This is a genomic window from Sinorhizobium sojae CCBAU 05684, assembly GCF_002288525.1.
In the GTDB taxonomy this organism is placed as follows: domain Bacteria; phylum Pseudomonadota; class Alphaproteobacteria; order Rhizobiales; family Rhizobiaceae; genus Sinorhizobium; species Sinorhizobium sojae.
The window spans coordinates 2,040,178-2,059,870 of record NZ_CP023067.1 but is presented as its reverse complement, the minus strand read 5'-3'; the positions used below and the strand labels follow the sequence as shown (position 1 = coordinate 2,059,870).

Annotated in this window: 20 protein-coding genes and 1 pseudogene; 11 read left to right on the top strand and 10 right to left on the bottom strand. The window is 62.0% G+C overall.

Annotated features, from left to right (window positions below; all coding sequences use genetic code 11):
* Positions 1-25: 25 nt before the first annotated feature.
* The 3 genes from bufB to SJ05684_RS10130 are packed head-to-tail and all read left to right on the top strand — an operon-like array spanning position 26 to position 2,250.
* Positions 26-952 (top strand): MNIO family bufferin maturase, encoded by a 927-nt coding sequence (bufB, locus tag SJ05684_RS10140; protein WP_050979901.1) that lies wholly within the window; start codon positions 26-28, stop codon positions 950-952.
* Complete coding sequence (locus tag SJ05684_RS10135) at positions 939-1,739, top strand: HvfC/BufC N-terminal domain-containing protein (protein ID WP_034850977.1); 801 nt, start codon at positions 939-941, stop codon at positions 1,737-1,739. Before bufB ends, SJ05684_RS10135 begins: the two co-directional genes overlap by 14 nt.
* A gap of 1 nt (position 1,740) precedes the next feature.
* The gene (locus tag SJ05684_RS10130) at positions 1,741-2,250 is read left to right on the top strand and encodes a DoxX family protein (RefSeq protein ID WP_083846049.1); all 510 of its coding nucleotides are present in this window, start codon (positions 1,741-1,743) and stop codon (positions 2,248-2,250) included.
* Positions 2,251-2,474: 224 nt separating this feature from the next.
* Here the strand turns inward: SJ05684_RS10130 and SJ05684_RS30375 are convergent.
* Positions 2,475-2,861, bottom strand: a pseudogene (locus SJ05684_RS30375) (DsbA family protein); the annotation flags it as partial.
* Between the two features lie 627 nt (positions 2,862-3,488).
* Here SJ05684_RS30375 and SJ05684_RS10120 point away from each other — a divergent pair.
* Both SJ05684_RS10120 and SJ05684_RS10115 read left to right on the top strand, forming a co-directional pair.
* Positions 3,489-4,541, top strand: a complete 1,053-nt coding sequence (locus tag SJ05684_RS10120) for an HWE histidine kinase domain-containing protein (RefSeq protein ID WP_034850974.1) — start codon at positions 3,489-3,491, stop codon at positions 4,539-4,541.
* Positions 4,534-4,899 (top strand): response regulator, encoded by a 366-nt coding sequence (locus SJ05684_RS10115; protein ID WP_034850973.1) that lies wholly within the window; start codon positions 4,534-4,536, stop codon positions 4,897-4,899. The genes SJ05684_RS10120 and SJ05684_RS10115 overlap by 8 nt, the downstream gene beginning before the upstream one ends.
* A gap of 36 nt (positions 4,900-4,935) precedes the next feature.
* Here the strand turns inward: SJ05684_RS10115 and SJ05684_RS10110 are convergent, their stop codons facing one another.
* The 3 genes from SJ05684_RS10110 to SJ05684_RS10100 form a co-directional block, all read right to left on the bottom strand.
* Entirely contained in the window at positions 4,936-5,133 is a 198-nt protein-coding gene (locus SJ05684_RS10110; RefSeq protein ID WP_034850972.1) for a CsbD family protein, read from the bottom strand.
* A 530-nt stretch (positions 5,134-5,663) separates the two neighbouring features.
* Positions 5,664-6,752: an AI-2E family transporter gene (locus tag SJ05684_RS10105; RefSeq protein WP_034850971.1), complete on the bottom strand. Its 1,089-nt coding sequence runs from the start codon at positions 6,750-6,752 to the stop codon at positions 5,664-5,666.
* Between the two features lie 412 nt (positions 6,753-7,164).
* The gene (locus SJ05684_RS10100; protein ID WP_095694248.1) at positions 7,165-8,052 is read right to left on the bottom strand and encodes an SDR family oxidoreductase; all 888 of its coding nucleotides are present in this window, start codon (positions 8,050-8,052) and stop codon (positions 7,165-7,167) included.
* Between the two features lie 149 nt (positions 8,053-8,201).
* Here SJ05684_RS10100 and SJ05684_RS10095 point away from each other — a divergent pair, with 149 nt between their 5' ends.
* On the top strand, positions 8,202-8,606 hold the full coding sequence (locus SJ05684_RS10095; RefSeq protein WP_034850919.1) for a winged helix-turn-helix transcriptional regulator: 405 nt from the start codon (positions 8,202-8,204) through the stop codon (positions 8,604-8,606).
* A gap of 83 nt (positions 8,607-8,689) precedes the next feature.
* Here SJ05684_RS10095 and SJ05684_RS10090 read toward each other — a convergent pair whose 3' ends face one another.
* A complete protein-coding gene (locus SJ05684_RS10090; RefSeq protein ID WP_034850918.1) occupies positions 8,690-9,427 on the bottom strand; it encodes an aspartate/glutamate racemase family protein in 738 nt (245 codons plus the stop codon).
* Between the two features lie 218 nt (positions 9,428-9,645).
* Between SJ05684_RS10090 and SJ05684_RS10085 the strand changes: the two genes are divergently transcribed.
* Both SJ05684_RS10085 and SJ05684_RS10080 read left to right on the top strand, forming a co-directional pair.
* Positions 9,646-10,110 (top strand): Lrp/AsnC family transcriptional regulator, encoded by a 465-nt coding sequence (locus SJ05684_RS10085; RefSeq protein ID WP_034850916.1) that lies wholly within the window; start codon positions 9,646-9,648, stop codon positions 10,108-10,110.
* Positions 10,111-10,244: 134 nt separating this feature from the next.
* Complete coding sequence (locus tag SJ05684_RS10080) at positions 10,245-11,528, top strand: NAD(P)/FAD-dependent oxidoreductase (protein ID WP_034850913.1); 1,284 nt, start codon at positions 10,245-10,247, stop codon at positions 11,526-11,528.
* A gap of 157 nt (positions 11,529-11,685) precedes the next feature.
* Here SJ05684_RS10080 and SJ05684_RS10075 read toward each other — a convergent pair whose 3' ends face one another.
* The 3 genes from SJ05684_RS10075 to SJ05684_RS10065 are packed head-to-tail and all read right to left on the bottom strand — an operon-like array spanning position 11,686 to position 14,821.
* Positions 11,686-13,188, bottom strand: a complete 1,503-nt coding sequence (locus SJ05684_RS10075; RefSeq protein ID WP_034850911.1) for a tripartite tricarboxylate transporter permease — start codon at positions 13,186-13,188, stop codon at positions 11,686-11,688.
* Between the two features lie 10 nt (positions 13,189-13,198).
* Positions 13,199-13,675: a tripartite tricarboxylate transporter TctB family protein gene (locus SJ05684_RS10070; protein ID WP_050979900.1), complete on the bottom strand. Its 477-nt coding sequence runs from the start codon at positions 13,673-13,675 to the stop codon at positions 13,199-13,201.
* A gap of 54 nt (positions 13,676-13,729) precedes the next feature.
* On the bottom strand, positions 13,730-14,821 hold the full coding sequence (locus tag SJ05684_RS10065; RefSeq protein WP_050979899.1) for a GntR family transcriptional regulator: 1,092 nt from the start codon (positions 14,819-14,821) through the stop codon (positions 13,730-13,732).
* A gap of 168 nt (positions 14,822-14,989) precedes the next feature.
* Here SJ05684_RS10065 and SJ05684_RS10060 point away from each other — a divergent pair, with 168 nt between their 5' ends.
* Together SJ05684_RS10060 and SJ05684_RS10055 are read left to right on the top strand one after the other, a co-directional pair.
* Positions 14,990-15,961 carry a Bug family tripartite tricarboxylate transporter substrate binding protein gene (locus tag SJ05684_RS10060; RefSeq protein WP_034850908.1) on the top strand — a complete coding sequence of 324 codons (972 nt, stop codon included), beginning with the start codon at positions 14,990-14,992 and terminating at the stop codon, positions 15,959-15,961.
* An 81-nt stretch (positions 15,962-16,042) separates the two neighbouring features.
* Positions 16,043-17,374: a class-II fumarase/aspartase family protein gene (locus SJ05684_RS10055; RefSeq protein ID WP_034850905.1), complete on the top strand. Its 1,332-nt coding sequence runs from the start codon at positions 16,043-16,045 to the stop codon at positions 17,372-17,374.
* Positions 17,375-17,625: 251 nt separating this feature from the next.
* Here SJ05684_RS10055 and SJ05684_RS10050 read toward each other — a convergent pair whose 3' ends face one another.
* On the bottom strand, positions 17,626-18,327 hold the full coding sequence (locus SJ05684_RS10050) for a thermonuclease family protein (protein ID WP_034850902.1): 702 nt from the start codon (positions 18,325-18,327) through the stop codon (positions 17,626-17,628).
* Between SJ05684_RS10050 and SJ05684_RS29595 the strand changes: the two genes are divergently transcribed.
* Entirely contained in the window at positions 18,263-18,664 is a 402-nt protein-coding gene (locus SJ05684_RS29595) for a hypothetical protein (RefSeq protein WP_162098794.1), read from the top strand. The two genes, SJ05684_RS10050 and SJ05684_RS29595, sit on opposite strands and share 65 nt — an antisense overlap.
* A gap of 32 nt (positions 18,665-18,696) precedes the next feature.
* On the opposite strand, the gene SJ05684_RS10040 is transcribed toward SJ05684_RS29595, so the two are convergent.
* Positions 18,697-19,377, bottom strand: a complete 681-nt coding sequence (locus tag SJ05684_RS10040; protein WP_034850899.1) for a redoxin domain-containing protein — start codon at positions 19,375-19,377, stop codon at positions 18,697-18,699.
* Between the last annotated feature and the right edge of the window lie 316 nt (positions 19,378-19,693).

Genomic DNA, 19,693 nt, shown 5'->3' with positions numbered 1-19,693 from the left:
GTGGAGCCGGATAGTGGAGGCAACGATGCCCGAATTGGCAATTCACTCGGATCGCGGCGTATCGGCCAGCCTCCGCTTTCCGGCGCACCCGATCGATGGTCTGGCCGGCACCAGCTTCAAACACCAGCACCTGCCGTCCATCCTTGCGGACGACGAGCAGGATCGCGGCTTCTTCGAGGTGCATGCCGAAAACTACATGGGCGCGGGAGGCCCGCCGCACGCGGCGCTCGCGCGCATCCGCGCGGACCATCCCATCTCGCTGCACGGCGTCTCAATGTCGATCGGCGGCCCGCAACCGTTGGATAAGGCTCATCTCGACCGCTTTGCGGCGCTCGTCGAGCGATACGAGCCGCAACTCGTCTCCGAGCATCTCGCCTGGTCGACACACAGCACCACCTATTACAACGACCTCTTGCCGCTGCCCTATACGGAGGCCACCTTGCGGCGCGTTGCGGAGCATATCGACGAGGTGCAGGAGGTCATCGGACGGCGGCTTCTGCTCGAAAATCCCTCGACCTATCTCCTGTTCAAAGAATCGACGATGAGCGAGACTGCCTTCATCCGCGAGATCGTCGAGCGCACCGGCTGCGGCCTGCTGCTCGACGTGAACAATGTCTTCGTGTCGGCGACCAATCACGGCTTCTCCGCTCGCGAATATCTTTCGGACTATCCGCTCGAGCATGTCGGCGAGATCCACCTCGCGGGACATGCGGAGCAGCAGGACGACGAGGGCGACCTTCTGCTGATCGACAGTCACGACGGCCCGGTCGCCGATGCGGTGTGGAAGCTCTTCGAGATCGTCATCGGCCGCTGCGGCCCCGTCCCGACGCTCATCGAATGGGACAGCGCCATTCCCGATTGGCCGGTGCTAAAGGCCGAGGCGAAGGCGGCGCAGTCGATCCTCGACCGGCGGAGAGCCTTCGGACAGGAGAAGATGCATGCGCGCGGTTAACTCGTCGTCTTCCGGCCCTGTCGACGGATGCCGCTATCCGGAAGGCTTCACGCCCGGACTGCTCGATCCCTCCTGCGCGACGCCCGCCTTCGTCGCCGGCCCGAACGGCAAGGCGGCCGACAGACGCTTCAATGTCTATCGCAACAATGTGACCGTCAGTCTCATGAACGCGCTCGCGGACATATTTCCTGCGACCCTGCGCATTACGGGAGAGGCCTTCTTTCGCGCCATGGCGCGTTTCCACGTTCGCGAGACCCCGCCGACATCGCGGCTTCTCTTCGAATACGGCCGGGATTTTCCCAATTTCATCGCGCGTTACGAATATGCGCAATCCCTGCCGTGGCTCGCGGATGTGGCGCGGATCGAGCGGGCCTGGCTCGACTCCTATCACGCGGCGGATGCTGCCGCGCTGTCGCCGGCCGAGATTGTGGCGGTGCCGCCGGATCGGCTCGGCGATCTCGTCTTCGAGGCGCATCCGGCGACACGCATCCTGCGCTCCGACTATCCCGCGGTGACGATCTTTTCGGTGAACCGGGCGAGCGACCCGGTCGGGCGCATTGAAACCACGGCTGCGGAAAGCGCGCTGGTGACGAGGCCGGGGCTCGACGTCGAGGTGCGCCGTCTTGCGCCGGGAGTGGACCGGTTTCTAGGCGGTATCATTGCCGGGGAGACATTGGAGAGCGCGGCGGCCGCGGCGGGCGAGGGTTGCCCCGAATTCGACCTTACGGCGGCTATCCGCACGATGCTCGAGGCCGGAGCCGTAGCCGCGATCCGCCAGGGAGGCTAAGATGCTGACGTCCATACGAAATCTCCTCGACAAAGCCGAGGCCGGCGGAAGGGCGGGTTGGCTCGCCCGCATCGACGGCCTGGTCGCGAGAATTGCGCCCGCATCCCTTGCCCAGCTTGCCCTGCGCTTCGGCCTGGCCGTACCCTTCTGGCGCTCGGGCATGAGCAAATGGGACGGTTTCCTGCAATTGAACGATGTCGCCGTTCTCCTCTTCACATCGGAGTTCAAACTGCACCTGCCGGGCGGGCCCTATGATTTCCCGATGCCCGCCGCGACGGCCTTCCTGGTCGCCTGTGCGGAGGTGCTCCTGCCGACCTTCCTGATCCTCGGCTTGGCAACGCGGCTTGCCGCGCTCGGACTGCTGGCGATGACGATCGTCATCCAGTTCACGGTGCCCGACGGCTGGCCCATCCATCTGACCTGGGCGGCGATGGCTCTCGGCGTCATTGCCTGGGGCGCGGGGAGGCTGTCGGTGGATTGGTGGTTCGGTGCGAGCGCGGAAAAGACGTGAGTAGTGATCGGCAATCGAGCGCGCGCAGGAGGTAGGGCATCCGGTTGCCGGACCACCCGACTACCCCGGGTTCCCCTGGTCGAGATTGTGCTGCCATGCGATCGCGTCCTCCAGGCGATCGTGGCCCCAGAACAGTTCGCCATCGGAGACGAAGGAGGGCGAACGAAGATGCCGATCTCTCTCGCCTCGTCGGTTGCGGTGTCGAGCACTCTGACGGTGGTTTTGGAGTTTGCCTGTTTTAGCACGCGGGCAGGGTCCTGGCCTGCTTCCTTGATGCTGGCCGAAAGGTTCGGTTCGCTGCCGGCCGGCTCACGGTCGACGAACCAGCGCCGGTAGGTTGCCGTCGCATAGGCGTGGCACCAGCCTTCGCCGGCGGCGAGCGCGGCCACGCGGTTCGCCTGTTGGAATTCCGTGAGCGGATAGGTGATCGGCAAGCGGATGGTCAGCCCGAATTTCGCCGCTTGCCTTTCGATGTCGCGCCACATGTAGGCGGCCTTGAGCGGCCGGTCGGCGAAAGGGGCGTCGTTCGCCTCGGCCTGGATTGCGCAAGCGTCGAAGGGGCGCCAGCGAATCTCGACCGCTGCCCTTTCGGCGATCTGAGGTAGCCGCATGACGGCCAGAAAGGTGTAGGGGCTTCCTATCGAGAACCAGAAATCGAGTGGCGCCGACATCGTTCTTCCTCTACAGCGCCGCGCGTCTTATCAGACGCGCAAAGGTCGCTGTAGCACTTTGAATTGCTGCATGTCTTTATCCTTAAATCGAGGTCGATTTAAGGAGACATGCAGCAGGTCCGTCCCCGTAAGTCGCCGAAGAATGCAATGTGCCCACATCCCAAAATCTTCACCACTGATCTGACCGAGGATGTACATTCGTTCCAATGGAACAAGAAGGTGTGAAGAACGTTATTTGAGGTTGGAGTGCAACGATCCGGCATCCCTTCGGCCATAATGGCTGCGAGGCGCCTTGGAGCACTCACTGGAGACTCGCATGGATATCACCACGCTTCTCATAATATTGCTCATCCTTGTTCTGTTGGGGGGCGGCTGGTTCGGCCGCGGTCGCTGGTACTAACGCCTCAAGGCCCGAATATGCGGCCATATTTCTGTTTTGGTGTTCATTCGGCCAGCTGGCCAGCTAAAGGCATAGCTTCTTCCCAGTGGCGGCAGAATTCTGCGCGGTCTTTTCTGCGCGGTCTATAAAGTTGCTGACTGGCTGCTAAACCAAGACAAGGCCAAGGCATGCCTGAAATAATAATCAAGTCCCAGGGCCAAAAAGTTGCCGAGGCCGAAGTCGAGAGCTTTCGGAGAGACCTTGGGCCATTTGTCGTCGCTGCTGAATCGACACGAATGGCGATGCTGTTTACGGACGCAAAGGAACGCGGCAATCCGATAATTTTTGTCAATGACGCTTTTCTCGATCTATCCGGATATGACCGGGAAGAGGTGCTTGGTCAGAGCTTGAACTTTCTGATGGCGCGGGGCACCGATCCCGATGCGCAGGCGCGCATTGACGCCGCGTTTGCGGGCACCACCAAAGGCGGTTCGGAAATTTGCTACCGCCGCAAGGATGGCAGCGAGTTCTGGGCAGCGATCCTCATCAGTCCGGTTCGGGACAAAAGCGGTGAGATAGTCCAGCATTTCGCCTCCTTCGTGGATCTCACCGATCACAAGCAGGAGGAAGCCCAATCCAGGATGCTCATCGACGAGTTGAACCATCGCGTGAAAAACACCCTTGCCACGGTGCAGTCGATTGTCTGGCAGGCTTTGCGGAATACTTCTGATCCCAACGTGATCCGGGAATCCATCGAGTCGCGCCTCTTTGCTCTCTCCAGGTCGCACGACCTGTTGACCCGCGAGAATTGGGAAGGTGCGGGACTGCACGATCTGATCAAGGCGGCTTTGGAGCCGTTCGGTGTTGCAAATGGCGTGTCAGAGCACTTTGTCATCACGGGCAGGAACATCCGCGTCTCCCCGAAAGTCGCTCTTGCGCTCGGCATCGCGTTCCACGAACTCGCGACCAATGCCGTGAAGTACGGCGCGTTTTCCAACAAGGCCGGGTCAGTCCTGATCTCATGGATGATTGAACCGTCGTCCGCGGGCAACAGGCTTCTGCTGCGCTGGCAGGAGAAAGATGGCCCGCCCGTGACGCCACCGTCCCGGAAAGGGTTCGGGTCGCGGGTGATCGAGCGCGGTCTGCCTCACGAACTGGAAGGCACGGTGCACCTCGACTATCGGGCGGACGGCCTGATTTGCACAATCAATTTCCCTGCAAGCAAGGCTCGTGATGGATAGATTGCTTTCCGGTCGTCAAGTCCTCGTTGTCGAGGATGAAATGCTGGTCCTCATAATGATAGAAGACATGCTGGCCGACCTCGGATGTGAGTCCGTGACTGCTGCAGCTACGGTCGATCAGGCCCTCGCGGCGATTGATGCGCAAATCTTTGATGTTGCTATGCTGGACATGAATCTGAATGGCAGTAACAGCTATGCCGTGGCTGAAGCGCTCGGCACTCACGGCGTTCCGTTCGTTTTCTCAACAGGATATAGCGGTCACGATATGAGAGACGGTTACCGCGATCATCCCGTTCTGAAGAAGCCCTTCACGGAAAAGGAACTCGCCGAGGTCCTTACACGCCTACTGTCTCGCTGAACGAATAACCGCGACACTACAGCGCCGCCAGAAACGCTAGAGGCGCTGAACCCAATCGTCGACCTGACGCTCGGCCTCTTCTTTGGCGATACCGTACCTTTCCTGAACGCGGCCGGCCAACTGATCTCGCTGGCCCTCGGCACGGTCGAGATCGTCATCGGTAAGATCGCCCCACTGCTCTTTGGCCTTGCCTTTAAATTGGGTCCATTTCCCCTTGATCTGATCCCAGTTCATTTTGCGCTCTCCTTATTCTGGGTTGCGGATACTCATTGAATTCGCCCTGACGACATGCCGCTCGGGTCCACGTTCCAATCATGCGCTGCCTCGCGGTCTCGACAACTCCCGGGACGCGGTCACACGTATGGGTAAGCCGTACTAGTCGTGCGCCCGGCTCGACGTGTCCGGTCGCCCCAATCGGGTTCGTCTTCAACCGAATAACGCGGCATACCTTCGAGCTGTTCCCGGAAGCCATCTTGACGCTCGTTGTAGTCGAGTCGACCTAAGGCAACGGATAGTGGATCCTGGCCGATGTGTTCGACCTCCAGATTATAGACATTGGTTCCGGTGACGTTCGATGCCCGGACGTGTCGCGGGAAGCTCGGTCGGGCGGCGCGAAATCACAAGCAGCAAGCATTGCCGATCGCGAACTGATCGATCGCCCTCCATCTTAACTGAAGCGCCTGTATTTAGACGACAATTCATTAAGTTGCCGTCGTCATGAGCCGAACGTCGGAACTGGGTCCCGGACTGCGGCCGAATACGACTCAAGCGGCATCCGGAGGCGCCGACGTGGAGTGCCTGCGGCCCTTGACCTCGGCCGCGTGCCACTCAAGGAAGAGGCTGTAGGCGACCGCCAGCAGCGTGGGCCCGAGGAATACTCCGATGAAGCCAAAGGCGATGACGCCACCAAGGAACCCGAAAAGGCCAAGCAACACGGGCAGGCTGTTGGTCTTGCCGAGAACGTAGGGTCTGAGGACGTTGTCGATGCTGCTGACGAGGAGCAGACCCCATGCTGCGACGAATAGGCCCCACCAAACGGCTCCCTGGACAAAAAACCATAGCGCCACCGAGCCCCACACAAGCGGGGGGCCTACCGGCACGAACGCCAGGACGAACGTAAGGAAACCAAGCAATAGCGCCTGAGGCACACCGGCGATCCAGAAACCAATGCCGGCTAGGACGGCCTGGGCGAGGGCCGTGCCGATCAAGCCGTAAATGACGCCTTTGACGGTCGCGCCGACGACCGTGAGCAGTTTTTTGGACCGGGGGCCGGCGAATCTTTCGCCGACTGCGCGCACGTAGGCTGCCATCTGCCGACCGTGAAGGAAGAAGAAAAAGGCGATGAATACGCTCAGCCCGAGTTCTAAGAGCCCGGCGCCGAGCACCGCTCCGCTGGCTACTGCCAAGTTTGTGGCGGGGCCGATCAGCTTCTTGAGTTCAATGATGAACGCGGGCGCATCGTGGGCCAAGCTCGCCCAATAGGCAGTCACGTTTTCGCCAATTACCGGGAGTCCTGCGACCCAACGCGGTGGCGCGGGGGGGCCCTGCTCGAGAACTTGGTTCACGGCCGTGAGCAGGTCGCTTACGCTGTCTGTCAACGTCGGCACCATCACGGCGAACGGTGCGACGAGAACGAGGGCGACCAGCAACGTCATCATGGCGGCCGCCAGGCTTTTATTGCCACCGACTGCCCGCTCGCACCTCTGGTAGACCGGCCATGTTGAGAAAGATATGACCGCCGCCCACAGGATCGCTGAGAGGAAAGGCTGAAGGACGAGAGCGCAACCGAGGGCAAGCAGAAGTAGGGCGCCGACTCCCATAATTTGTTCGATTGGCTTACCAAGGAATATCATGACCAATCAGTCTAGCTGCGGCCTGGCATCTGTCCGCACATAGTCCATACTCGGTATAGCGGTTACAAGTTCACTCGGTCCGACAAGGTGTTCAAGCGAATGAGGGTTCCGCACCCAGTCAACAGGGAAGACCACGATGTTAAAAATCACCGTTTGTTCTCCTAGCGTTGTTTGGCGTACTTTCAACGCGATGCCCAGCATAGCACTGCGCTGAGGCGATAGGGTAGGTGTGGGCTCTTTACAGCGCCGCGCCTCTTTTCAGACGCGCAAAGGTCGCTGTAACTCTTTAGAATCTGCGCATCGAGCTTTCCGAAAATCGGTTCCGATTTAGGCCGATGCGCTAGCGCCGCAGTCGGACAATGACGACAGGCCCGGCATATTCCGCCGGGCCTGTCGTCGTTGCAAGATTGTGTCATTGCGCCAGCGCGGCCTTGTTCGCCTCGAGGAAGGCGGATAGGCCGAGCGGAGCCTTGCCGGTGAGGGTCGCGACATCGTCGGTGACGACGTCGAAATGGCCCTCGCGCGTGTTGGTGTCGAAGGAGACGAGAATGGGGATCAGGAAGTCCGGCAGGCCGGCACCCTTCAGGCCGCCGGCGAGCGCTTCGTCGGAAATCTGCACGACATCCAGCTTCTTGCCCGTCGCCGCGGCGGCCAGAGCGGCGATCTCTTCGGTGCTACGGGCCTCGGAGCCGGTCAGCGTATAGGTGCGGCTTTCGCTCGATCCCGCTTCCAGTGCGGCGGCTGCGGCCTTGGCGAGGTCCGCGCGGGCGACATGCGAAATGCGGCCGTTTCCGGCGGACGAGAACCATTGCCCGCTTGCGAGCGCATGCGGCAGCGCCAGAAACAGGTTTTCCATGTACCAGGCGTTGCGCAGGATCGTGTAAGGAATGCCGGTTGCCTTGACGGCGTTCTCGGTGCCGAGGTGATCAGCGGCAAAGGGGATGACCGACTGTTCCGGGGCCGGCATGGACGTATAGAGGATGTGCTTGACGCCCGCCGTCTTCGCGGCTGCGACGGCGGCGAGATGCTGCTTCAGCCGCTTGCCCGGCCGGTCAAGCACGTCGGTCGAGACGATGAGGATGCGGTCGGCGCCGGCAAAGGCCTCGTCCAACGAGGCCGGATCATCGAAGTCGGCGGTGCGCGTCTTTACGCCCTTCTGGGCGTAATCGTCGAGCTTGGCCACGTCGCGGCTGGTGGCGATGATATTGGCGGGGTTCGTCTTGCCGGAGGCGAGAAGCGCATCGAGCACGAGCCTGCCGAACTGACCTGCGGCGCCGGTCACGAGCAATGTTTCAGCCATGGTATTCCTTTCCGTTTCCTGTCCAGCTTCGTATGATTGGGCTCATGTTGAATGCTGGTCTCTTTTTGAGAGTTGCTCTTATCCCGTAATCTGCTAAGAGCTGTAAAGGAGGCAGTTTTTTCTGCTGTGGTTACGGAAAGGGAACCGTCATGAACAAGGCGACGGGCAAGGTGAAGGGCAGGCGGGCCATCCTCATTGGCGGGGTGCCGATGGACATGGACAATTGCCCGGTGCGCGACGTGATGGATCACATCGGCGGCAAATGGAATTCGCTGATGATCCTGATGCTCGCCGATGGTCCCTTGCGCTTCTCCGAACTTCGGCGGCTCATCCCGGATATTTCGCAGCGCATGCTGACCCAGACGCTGCGTGACCTGCAGCGCGACGGCTATTTGAGCCGCACCGTTTACCCGACGCAGCCGCCGAGCGTGGAATATGGCCTGACCCATCTCGGGCGCTCGTTCCTGGCGGTGCTGAGGCTATTCGTCGACTGGTCGGTGGAAAATCACGAAGCGATCCGCAAGGCGCGTGCGGAGTTCGACGCGCCCGTGTGAGCAGACCTGCGTCCGGCTCTGGCGGGCCCGTCATCCCAACACGCTCAATCCTGTGACGCACAGGGTTGGGGGAGGGTGCGTTCTCAGGCGGCGCGGCTCACGCTCTGCCCGCCGAGGGCAAATTCGACGGCGGCCTCGGCGTGGATCGCGGTGGAATCGAAGCCCGGCAAAGGCAGGCGGGCGGGGTCGAGGATCAGGCAGATTTCAGTGCAGCCGAGGATCACGGCATCGGCGCCGGCCGACTTTGCCTGTTCGACCAATGCGGTGAGCGCCTCGCGCGAGGCGTCCAGCACCTGGCCGGCGCAGAGCTCGTCGAATATGACATTATGGGTGAGGGTGCGTCCCTCGGCGTCCGGTACCATCACCTCGATACCGTGCGCGCGCATGCGCTCGGCGTAGAAGCCGTGTTCCATCGTATAGCGCGTGGCGAGCAGCAGCGGCCTGCGGCAACCGGCGGCCTTCAGCCGAAGCGCGGTCTCGTCGATGATGTTGACCAGGGGCACGCCGATTGCCGCCTGAACGGCGTCCGCGATCAGGTGCATGGTGTTGGTGCAGATCAGCACGCATTCGGCGCCGGCAGCCTCCAGCGTTCGGGCGACATCGGAGAGGCGCCGGGCGGCCTCATCCCAGCGGCCCGCCTTCTGCAGGTCGACGATCCGCTGGAAATCGACCGAATGAAGGAGCACTTCGGCAGAGTGCAACGCGCCGAGCCGCCCGCGCACGGACTCGTTGATCATCCGATAGTAGATTGCCGAGCTTTCAAAGCTCATGCCGCCGATCAAGCCGATTTTGCGCAATTCCCCGATTTCCCGCTTTCCCATCTCTCGTCCCCTTGTTTTCGATTGGAGCGTCGGAACCGAATGTCGGAGTGAGCGTTGCCACTGCAACCCGGTTTGATGAACGGATTATCGCGCGCTACGGCCGGAATTTGTTTGCGTTTGGAGGCGGATTTTGTTTGGCGCGCGCAATACGGTTGCGCAGCCTGAATACTTTGTGCAAATTGTCAGCGCGTTTTGGCGGAACGTGAGGAGTGGTAAGCGTGCTGGACGACAGGGACCGAAAGCTGCTCATGCTTCTGCAGGAGGATGCGAGCGTCGCCATGGGCGATCTCGCCGACCGGGTGAATCTTTCGCTTTCCGCCTGTTCACGCCGCATACAGCGGCTGGAGGAAGCGGGCTATGTCGCGCGGCGCATTGTCGTGCTCGATCGGGAAAAGATGGGCGTACCGACGACGCTTTTCGCGCTCATCAAGACCGCGCACCATTCCGACGATTGGATAGAGAAGTTCCGGCGGGTGATCAGCGACATACCCGAGATCGTCGAAGTGCATCGGCTGACCGGCAATTATGATTATATCGTCAAGGTCGTGCTGCCGCGCGTCGAGCATTACGACGTCGTCTACAAACAGATCGTCCGGAAGGTGGAGCTTTTCGACGTATCCGCCTCGATCTCGATGGAAGTGTTGAAAAGCGGCACGGCCGTCCCGGTCGACTACGCGGAATGAGCTGTGCCTTTTCGACATGGAACGCTTGCCGAACTGGCGGTTGTGCGACCGCCTTCAAACCGGCAGGCTGACCCCGCGAAACGAGGCAGAAGGCCGCAAAACTAGGCAGAAGCCCGCAACACGAGGCAGAAGCTATGTCGGAAGGACATCACGTCGTCGTCGTCGGTGGCGGCTTTGGCGGCTTGCAGCTTGTCAACGATCTCAAGGGGGCGGCGGTTCGGATCACCCTGATCGACCGGCGCAATCACCATCTGTTTCAGCCGTTGCTCTATCAGGTGGCGACGACGGTGCTGGCGACATCCGAGATCGCCTGGCCGATCCGCCACCTTTACCGGGATCGGCCGGAGGTGACGACGCTTCTGGGCGAAGTGACCGGTGCCGATCCAATTGCCCGGACCATCTCGCTCGATGGCGGTCAGACAATTGCCTATGACACGCTGGTACTGGCGACCGGCGCGACACATGCCTATTTCGGTCACGACGAATGGGCGGCCGTGGCGCCGGGGCTGAAGACGCTCGAGGATGCAACCACCATTCGTCGCCGCGTTCTCCTGGCTTTCGAGCGGGCGGAACTCGAGCAGGATCCGGAAAGGCGCGATGCGCTGCTGACCTTCACCATCATCGGTGCTGGACCGACCGGGGTCGAGCTTGCGGGCATCATCGCCGAAATGGCGCACAGGATCTTGCCCGCCGAATTTCGCCGGATCGATACGCGTCGGGCGCGGGTCGTGCTCGTCGAGGCGGGGCCGCGCATTCTCCCCGCGTTCAGCGAAGAGCTTTCCGGCTATGCCGGTCGCGAGTTGAAGAAGCTCGGCGTCGAGGTGTGGACCGGAACGCCGGTGACCGATTGCAGTGCTGCCGGCGTGGTGATCGGCGATCGCTTCCTGCCTAGCTGCACTCTCGTCTGGGCGGCCGGCGTTCAGGCCTCGCCCGCGGCGAGCTGGCTCGGCATTCCCGCCGACCGCGCCGGTCGCGCCCTGGTTGGGGACGACCTGACGGCGCCGGGCCATCCGGAGGTCTTCGTCATCGGCGATACCGCGTCCGTCAGCCAGGCCGACGGCAAGCCGGTGCCCGGCATCGCGCCCGCCGCCAAGCAGCAGGGCGCTTTCGTCGCCAGAACGATCCGGGCAAGGCTCGAAGGAAGGCCGGCGCCCGGTCCGTTCCGCTATCGCCATCAGGGGAGCCTCGCCACCATCGGCAGGCGCGCTGCGATCATCGATTTCGGCCGCATCAAGCTCAAAGGCGCGCTCGCCTGGTGGATCTGGGGCGTCGCCCACATCTATTTCCTGATTGGCACCCGCAGCCGCTTCGCGGTCGCCTGGAGCTGGCTGTGGACCTTTCTGAGCGGCCAACACAGCGCCCGCCTGATCACGCAGAAGGAAACAGAGGACGTGGAGGCCGTAGAGTTGCGGGATTGACGCTTGCCGTGCAAGATCGGCGCTGGTTTTCAGCGACAGATTGTCTGGTTGGCATGTCCTCCTCCTGCCGCAGAGATCGTGATCGATGTGTCGCTGGCCCGCCGCCCGGCGGTCCGCTGCCCGTCTATGGTCATGAAACGCGCTAGGCCCGCGAGCTCTACTCCTCCTGAAACGCTTCCTCTCTTTTTCTGCGGACGACGGGCAGAACCACCAGCAGGAGCAATATTGCCGCGATTGCGAGCAGGACAGCGCTCAGCGGCCGCGTCAGAAAGACGCTGGGATCCCCCTTCGAGAACAGCAACGTGCGGCGCAGGAATTCCTCCATCATCGGCCCCAGGATGAAGGCGAGCAGCATGGGCGCCGGTTCGGCATCGAGCTTGCGGAAAAGGTATCCCACCACGCCGAACAGGGCCATGGCATAGACGTCGAAGAGGCTGTTGTTGACACTGAAGACGCCGATGGCGCAGAGCGCGATGATCGACGGAAAGAGGAAGTGATAAGGGATCGCGATCATTCGCACCCACAGACCGATCATCGGCAGGTTCAGAACGAGTAGCATCAGGTTGCCGATCCACATCGAGGCGATCAGACCCCAGAACAGCGTAGGCTGCTCCGTCATTACCGACGGGCCGGGCTGGATGCCCTGGATCAGCATGGCGCCGATCATCAGTGCCATGACCGAATTGGACGGCAGGCCCAGCGTGAGCATCGGAATGAACGAGGTCTGCGCCCCAGCATTGTTGGCCGATTCCGGTCCGGCCACGCCCTCTATCGCGCCCCTGCCGAACCGATGAGGCTCCTGCGACAGGCGCTTCTCGAGCGAATAGGAGCCGAAGGCGGCGAGCGCCGCGCCGCCGCCCGGCAGAATACCGAGCACCGAGCCGAGGGCGGTGCCTCGCGCGATCGGACCGAGAATGCGTTTCCAGTCGTCGCGTGTGGGCATCAGGTTCGTGACCTTGCGGGTCAGAAGCGTGCGTTCCGCCTCGTTTTCGAGGTTCGCCGCGATTTCGCCGAGTCCGAAAATGCCCATGGCGAGCACGACGAAATTGATGCCGTCGGCGAGCATTGGTACGTCGAAGGTGTAGCGCGGCATGGCGGAATTGACGTCGGTGCCGACCATCCCGAGCAAGAGGCCGACCAAGATCATGCCGAGCGCATGCAGGAGCGATCCCGAGGCCATGACGACCGAGGCGATCAGGCCGAGTACCATCAGGGTGAAATATTCGGCCGGGCCGAATTGCAACGCGACCTCCGCGAGTACCGGCGCAAAAAGCGCGATCAGAACGGTGGCGACCGTGCCGGCGATGAAGGAGCCTATGGCGGCGGTCGAGAGCGCGCGACCCGCCTGTCCTTGGCGGGCAAGTTGGTGACCGTCAAGCGCAGTGACCACCGATGACGGCTCCCCCGGCAGATTGACGAGGATTGCGGTGGTTGAGCCCCCGTACTGAGCGCCGTAATAGATGCCGGCCAGCATGATCAATGCGGTTTCGGGCGGCAGGCCGAAGGTCAGCGGCAGGAGCATGGCGATGGTCGCGACTGGACCAAGGCCCGGCAGCACACCTATGGCCGTGCCGAGGAAGACGCCGAGCAGGCAATAGCCGAGATTGGTGATAGAGGAGGCGATGGTGAGGCCGAGCCAGAGATTGGAGAACATGTCCATTGTGTCGCCCTCAAGAAGCAATGATGCCGGAGAACCACGAGCCGAGCAGCGGCATCGGCACACCGAGCCCCTTCACGAACACGAGTGAACAGAAGAGGACGAGGCCGATCATTGCCGCGATCGCCTTGGGACTGATCGCGAATTTCTCGCTGGCCATGGCCGAAACCAGAATCAGCACGGTAAGTGCCGCCGGCAGTCCGGCGCCCAACAGGAGCGCACCGAACAGGCAGACAGATAAAGTGACAAGGGCGAGGCCTTTCCAATTCACCGCGTCGATCGCCGGTCCCTCGGCGAGGATGCTCCGGACCAGGGTCGCGACGCCGAAAAGGAGGAGGAGCGCGGAGATCAGGGTGGGGAAGTAACCGGGTCCCATCCTGCCAGCGGTGCCAAGGCCATAATCCCATGCGATGGCAAGGCCTGCGCCGCCGAGCAGGAGATAAAGCAGGCCGCTGCCGAAGTCCTTTTCCGACCTAATCTTCAATCCCATCGGTACCTCCCTTGTCGAGCTCGGAACCCGGCATTCAAACGGGTTCGTCCGTGTTCATGGCGTCGCGGTCGAGACCGACGGCCCTTCGACCTCATGCATCTGCGTGAAGGTCAGCCCATAGGGCGCTTGCGGATTTTCCCAGCGGCTCTTCATGCGCGCATAGAGCGCTTCCGCCTGGTCGAGCGCGCTGTAGCCGACGAGATGGAAGAAGCCGTCACGTTCCGACTCGATATCGCTGCGCCCCAGCAGGACGATGGAGATATCTTCCGGAACCTTGACGTCGCGGGCAAAGAGGCCGGCGCGCAGGCGCTGGCCGCTCTCGACACCCCAGAGCAGGACGGCTTTCCGGCCGCGGCTCGAACCGCGCACGATCGCTGCGATGCGCTCCAGGGTGGCGAGTTCGAACTCCTTCGATGGCAGGGCCGGGATTAGGGTCGGCTCGCGCAGGAAAGCAGCCGTTTCCGCCTCTTCGCGGAGCTGGCGATAGCGATGTAGGCCGAGCTCGTTGGCGAGGAAGGGGCGAGCCGTCGTCAGGAAATGGATTTCGTCATGGCCCCTCGACAACAGCAGGCGTGTCGCATGCTCCACGGGGCGGCCCCATTCGAAGCCGATCGCATCGATGTCGGTTCCGACCAGCCAGGCACCGTCGACGATGATGTTGTCCGTCTTGCGGCGGAGCGCCGCGAGCATCTCGACCGGCATCTGTTCGAATGAATTCTGGATGATGCAGGCATTGAAGCGTGGCAGCGACTGCAGCACATGGCGCGCATGACTGGCATCCGAATACCCGACTTCCAGCGTCAGGTCGCCGCCCGCCGTCACCATTGCTTGCAGCCGATCCATGACGAGACGGGCACGCTGCGTGGCGGTCGGGCGCCGGAGCAGAATGACGCTGCGTCCATGTTTGGGCGCGACCCGACCACCCGGCGCCGGCTGCAGGGCCATGCCGCCGGTAAAGAAGGTCCCCCGTCCGATCTGAGCGTCGATCAGGCCCTCTTCCTTCAAGGCCTTGAGCGCGCTCTGGACCCCCGGCTGGGACAGCTTGAAGTCGCGCATCAGACTTCGCACCGTCGGCAAGCGATCCCCCGGCTGCGCATTGGTAGCAACCGATTTCAGGTAGTCCTGCAGCTTTTCAATCTTGCTCATCGTCACCTCCGTAACACAATACAATTTGTATCATCAAGAATGTATTTTTGAAAAGGATGAAGTTTTGTATTGATGCAGAACACGAGTAGAACTAATGCAATTGCGAGTGAGAGTGATACTTTTCACGCAGATACATATTGTATCAGTTCGGTAGAGGAGGAATGATCAATGTCTCGTTCAATCTGGAAAACATTCGCAGCGCTGGCGCTTTCGGCGCTGCTTGCTTCGCCTGCGGCGCAAGCGCAATCGACGGCCCCAATCACGCTACTCGTCGGCTACTCGGCCGGCGGCAGCGCCGATCTGGCCGCTCGCATTATCGCCCCGGAAATCGCCACCCGCCTTGGGCGCACCGTCGTCGTCGAGAACGCCACGGGCGCGAGCGGCATGATCGCGCTGCAAAGGCTCATTAACAGCGCCGCGGACACGAACACGATCTATTACGGCGGCTTCGACACGGTGGCAGTGCCGATGACCAATGCCAAGGTCACGGTCAACTGGGAAACCGACACGGTGGCGGCCGCACGCACGACGACCACGTCGATGGCGGTCGTCGTTCCAGCACAGTCGCCCCATCAGGACCTCGCGGCGCTGGTGGCGGCCGCACAGACGGCGCCTGAAACGGTCAGTTACGGCTCGCCGGGCATCGGTTCGGCGCAGCATCTGCTCGGCGAACTCATCTCCCAGCGTGCCGGCGTCAAGTTCCTGCACGCGCCCTATCGCGGTGGCGCTCAGGTAACTAACGACTTGCTGGCAGGCGTGCTGGACTCGGCCGTGCTGACCCTGTCGACGGCCTTGCCGCTCGCCAAGGAAGGCAAGATTCGCGTCCTCGCCCTCTCGGGCCAGGAGCGTGCCGGGCAGTTGCCGGACGTTCCCACCCTTGCCGAATTGCCGGGCTTCGACGGCCTGACCTTCCCGCTCTGGCAGGGCGTCTTCGCCAAGGCTGGCTCGCCGGACGACTTCGTTGCAGCCCTCGACAAGGCGATCTCCGAAGCGCTTGCCAACCCCGATGTCGTGAAGCGCTATGCCGACGCCGGCTTCGCGGCGTCGCCGCTTTCCGCCGGCGAGTTCAAGACCTTCATCACGACACAGGCCGGGACCTACAAGGGCATTATCGACAGCGCGAAGATCGCCGCCGAGTGAGTTCCCACGAGTGGCGTCGGCAGCCGGCCTCCGGCGCCACCGCTTTTCCTTGCGTCGTCAGCGTTCGAAGAGGAGTCCGGAATGACCATCGGCATGTTCAGTTCGTTCATCACCCGGCACTGGTTCAGCAAAGTGGCGGTCGACATCTGGTCGGATGAGGCAACACTGCAGGCGTGGCTGAAGGTCGAGGCCGCGTTGGCCCTTGCCCAGGCAAAGGTCGGCCTCATCCCCTTCGAGGCCGCAGACAGGATAGCGACGTGCTGCAACGCCAACGAGTTCGACTTCGAGCGCCTCAGCAAGGAAATCGCCTTCGCCCAGCATCCCTTCGTGCCGGTCCTCAAGCAGCTCGAGGAACTGTGTGGAGAACCGGCTGCCGGCTTCATCCACTGGGGCGCGACCACCCAGAACATCTTCGACACGGCGATTGCCCTGCAGCTCAAGAAGACTCATCAGCATCTGATCTCCGTGCTCGAAAGGACGGAAGAACGGCTGAAAAGCCTGGCCTTCCAACACCGATGCACCTTGCAAGCCGGACGGACGCACGGCCAGCACGCCCTGCCGATGACCTTCGGCTTCAAGGTTGCCGGATGGCACGAGGAAATCCGCCGCAGCCGTGAAAGACTGGCGGAGCGCGCAGGAGAATCGTTCCTGACCTATTTCGGCGGCGCCATCGGAACATTCGCCGCGATGGGAGGACAGGGGCGGGCGGTGGAGGACGAGGTTGCCCTGTTCCTTGGCCTCAAACCGGCGCAGCTGCCGCTTCGATCTTCATTCGACCGCGTCGCCGACTATCTGTCCGCGCTTGCGGTGCTTGCCGGCTCGATCCACAAGATCGCGCAGGACATCGTGTTCATGCAAAGGTCGGAAATCGGCGAGGTCGAGGAAGCCTTCCATATGGGCAAGGTCGGGAGTTCGACCATGGCACAGAAGCGCAATCCCTCGACTGCCCTGGTTCTTGTCAGCCTCTGCGGCATGTTGGAAGCCCGGCTGCCGATGATCTTGGCCGCCATGGTCCGCATGGACGAGGGCGATTCCTCGGCCACGAACATCTCCGACGTCGTCGTCGGCGAAATCGCCATCCTGGCGGCATCGATCGCAGAGGCCGCCGAGCGCGTCCTTTCTGGCCTCCATGTCAATGCCGAGAATATGCGGCGCAATCTCGAGCTCACGCAGGGGCTCATCCTGTCGGAGTCGGCGATGATGCAGCTTTCGCCGCGCATCGGTCGACACAAGGCGCATCATCTGCTCTACGAAGCCGCACAAAGGACGGCAATCGAGGGCAAGGTCTTCTCGCAGACGCTATCCGAAGCGCTAAAGCGCGTCGGGATTTCCGATATGGCACTCGATCTCAAACCGGAAAATTACCTCGGCGAGATTGACGAGATCATAGAGGATCTGGGCAGTCCGCGGTGAGACGTGAGACCATGGCCAGGATGAGATGGTCAAATGGAACCGCGGACAAATTGTACGGCTGTTGGCGGCAACGCAGCGCCCAACCACCGCTGACTCAAGGGCTTTCGCGCCGGATATCTTCGACTTATCTCGCGAGAAGGCATAGGACACCGTCCAAACTCCGTGCCGTTCGCGCGTTCATGACATCCTCGTCAGCTACGCAAAAGGAAAGCTTCGCTGACTATCCGACAAAAAGGTGTTTGCAGTAATAATCAACCCGAGATGCGGACCGTCGTCGGGCCACACCAGGCGGTCGGCCGGCTGGCCCGTTTCCTGACCAGACCTTCGGCAATGAGAACGGCGCCGAGCGATTTTCCGTTTCTCATCACCAGCCGCCGCTTGCCGGCTTCTCCGTCCACGAAGTCCGCTGCAGCGTCAATCACAGTAAACTGGCCGGCATTCAGCAACTCTCTAAGCCGCGCCTTGGCGTGCGCGCCGCGCGAGCGCTCCTCGTCGCATTTCGCAAGCTTCGTCTCCGGCGCGTCGATATCGGCGATCAGGATTCTCTCGCCATTGAAGAGGAAGGAATCGCCGTCGATCACGCAATTGTCGTGACGAATGCCGCAGAAATAGAAGGTGGCGCTGTCGGCTGAGCGGGCCGGCAACGGCGCCGCTTGTTCCACGGGCCTTTCCATCGGCGGCGGCACGGCCAATGCGGGCTTCGGCGCAATGGAGCCGGTATGCTCCCGCGGCCGGACGATGCGGGGTTGGGCGGGCTTTGGCTTCGACTCGACTTCGGAGAGCAGAGCGGCCACCTCCCGTCCGCCCGGCCACCGGGTGAATTTTTCCCAATGGTCGTGGGCGACGATGCCGCCGACGAGAACGATCGCGGCAAGGTACCACGGCGCCATGCTGCCCCGGCTGCTTTTCCGCTTCGTGCTGCGCCTGCGCTTCCTGGTATTTGCCTTGGCCATCCGATTCGGTCCTCGATTGCGCGGGCATTATCGAGGCGAGGAGTTGCTGAAAGGTTGCGCGACCATTGCTTCCCGATTCCCCCGGTCGCGTCGAGCTTTTCACCGCCAAACCCTGCAAGTGGCCGGCGAGGCTGAGAGCTGGTCGGGCGCCCCTCGTTTGCCGCTCCAGGACGGCCGGCGCGCTTCGCGCTTGCAGCGTGCGGATGGCTGGCTGGTCGCGCGCGGCAGCACACAGTTCGAGGCGGGTTCGCCTGTGTACGTCACACTCAACGCAGTTATGTATGCCGAGACCGACGGCTTGCTGCAAACTCATCTCGAAACCGATCTCGACAGCTGATTCCAGAGCCGACTGACAGCAACCGGTCCTACTCAGCGCCCCAGGCTGTCAGCGGCCGCGAGGATCTGCGCCGCGGTCGGGAAAATGCAGAGGCTGTTCGGTCCATCGGGCGCCTCAATTTGCGCCCAGCCGACAATGCCAGCTGCGTCAACCAGGAAGTGCCCGACGAGCTGAGTACCGTGGTTCGTCAGGGTCGCATTATCAGCCTCGTCGAACTCGAAGCCGTCCCTGGCGTTGAGCACAACATTGGCTTCCATAGGATGCAGAGGTTCCGGAAACTCGCCGGCAGGGTTGATGCGGGCGGCTTCGAACTGCGCCATGGCTGCGCGGTAGGGCCATTCGGGACGTTCGCTGCTGCCATCGGGTAGAAACTCCCCACGCGGCACGCCGAAGGCCCGATGCGTGCTGCAATCCGGGTCGCACAGAAGCACTACCGGCGTTGGACGGTGACGAAAATAAAGACGGGCGCGTTCCACCGGCGTGTTGATAACGGCCAGGGTCTCTATCCCGGCGGTGAGCAGGGCAGGCTGTACGCCGGCAAGCTGTTCCACCTGACGCCGGCAAAACGGGCAGTGCAGCCCGCGAAAAAAGCCGATCAGGAACGGGCGACCGCGCAAATCGGCGAGAGAGACCATTCCTTCGAGATTGGCCGTGGGAAGCACGAACGAGGGCGCCGGTTCTCCGGTTTGCAGCGGACGCTTTCGGTCTCCCATGGAATCTTCCTTTATGGTGTTCAGGTGAGCAACGGAAATTCACCACCCGTGGTGGCAGCGTGGCGCGCGGCGTTGAGGCCGCGCAGATGGTTCGGTACGCCATTCGTCCGTCCAAGCTAGGATTCCTGTCCTTTTAACCCGCCTCTGTCGACTTGAACGCATCACCGGCGTTTCCCAAACTCTGCACTATACCGGAAATGATGTTTTCACTCTATCTGGCAAGGCGCTGATCGGCGCTGATTGCCGCAACCATTTTACAAGGCGCCGAGCGAGTTGCCGAGCGTCCGCAATCGGCCCAGCGCGAGACGTTCTGGCC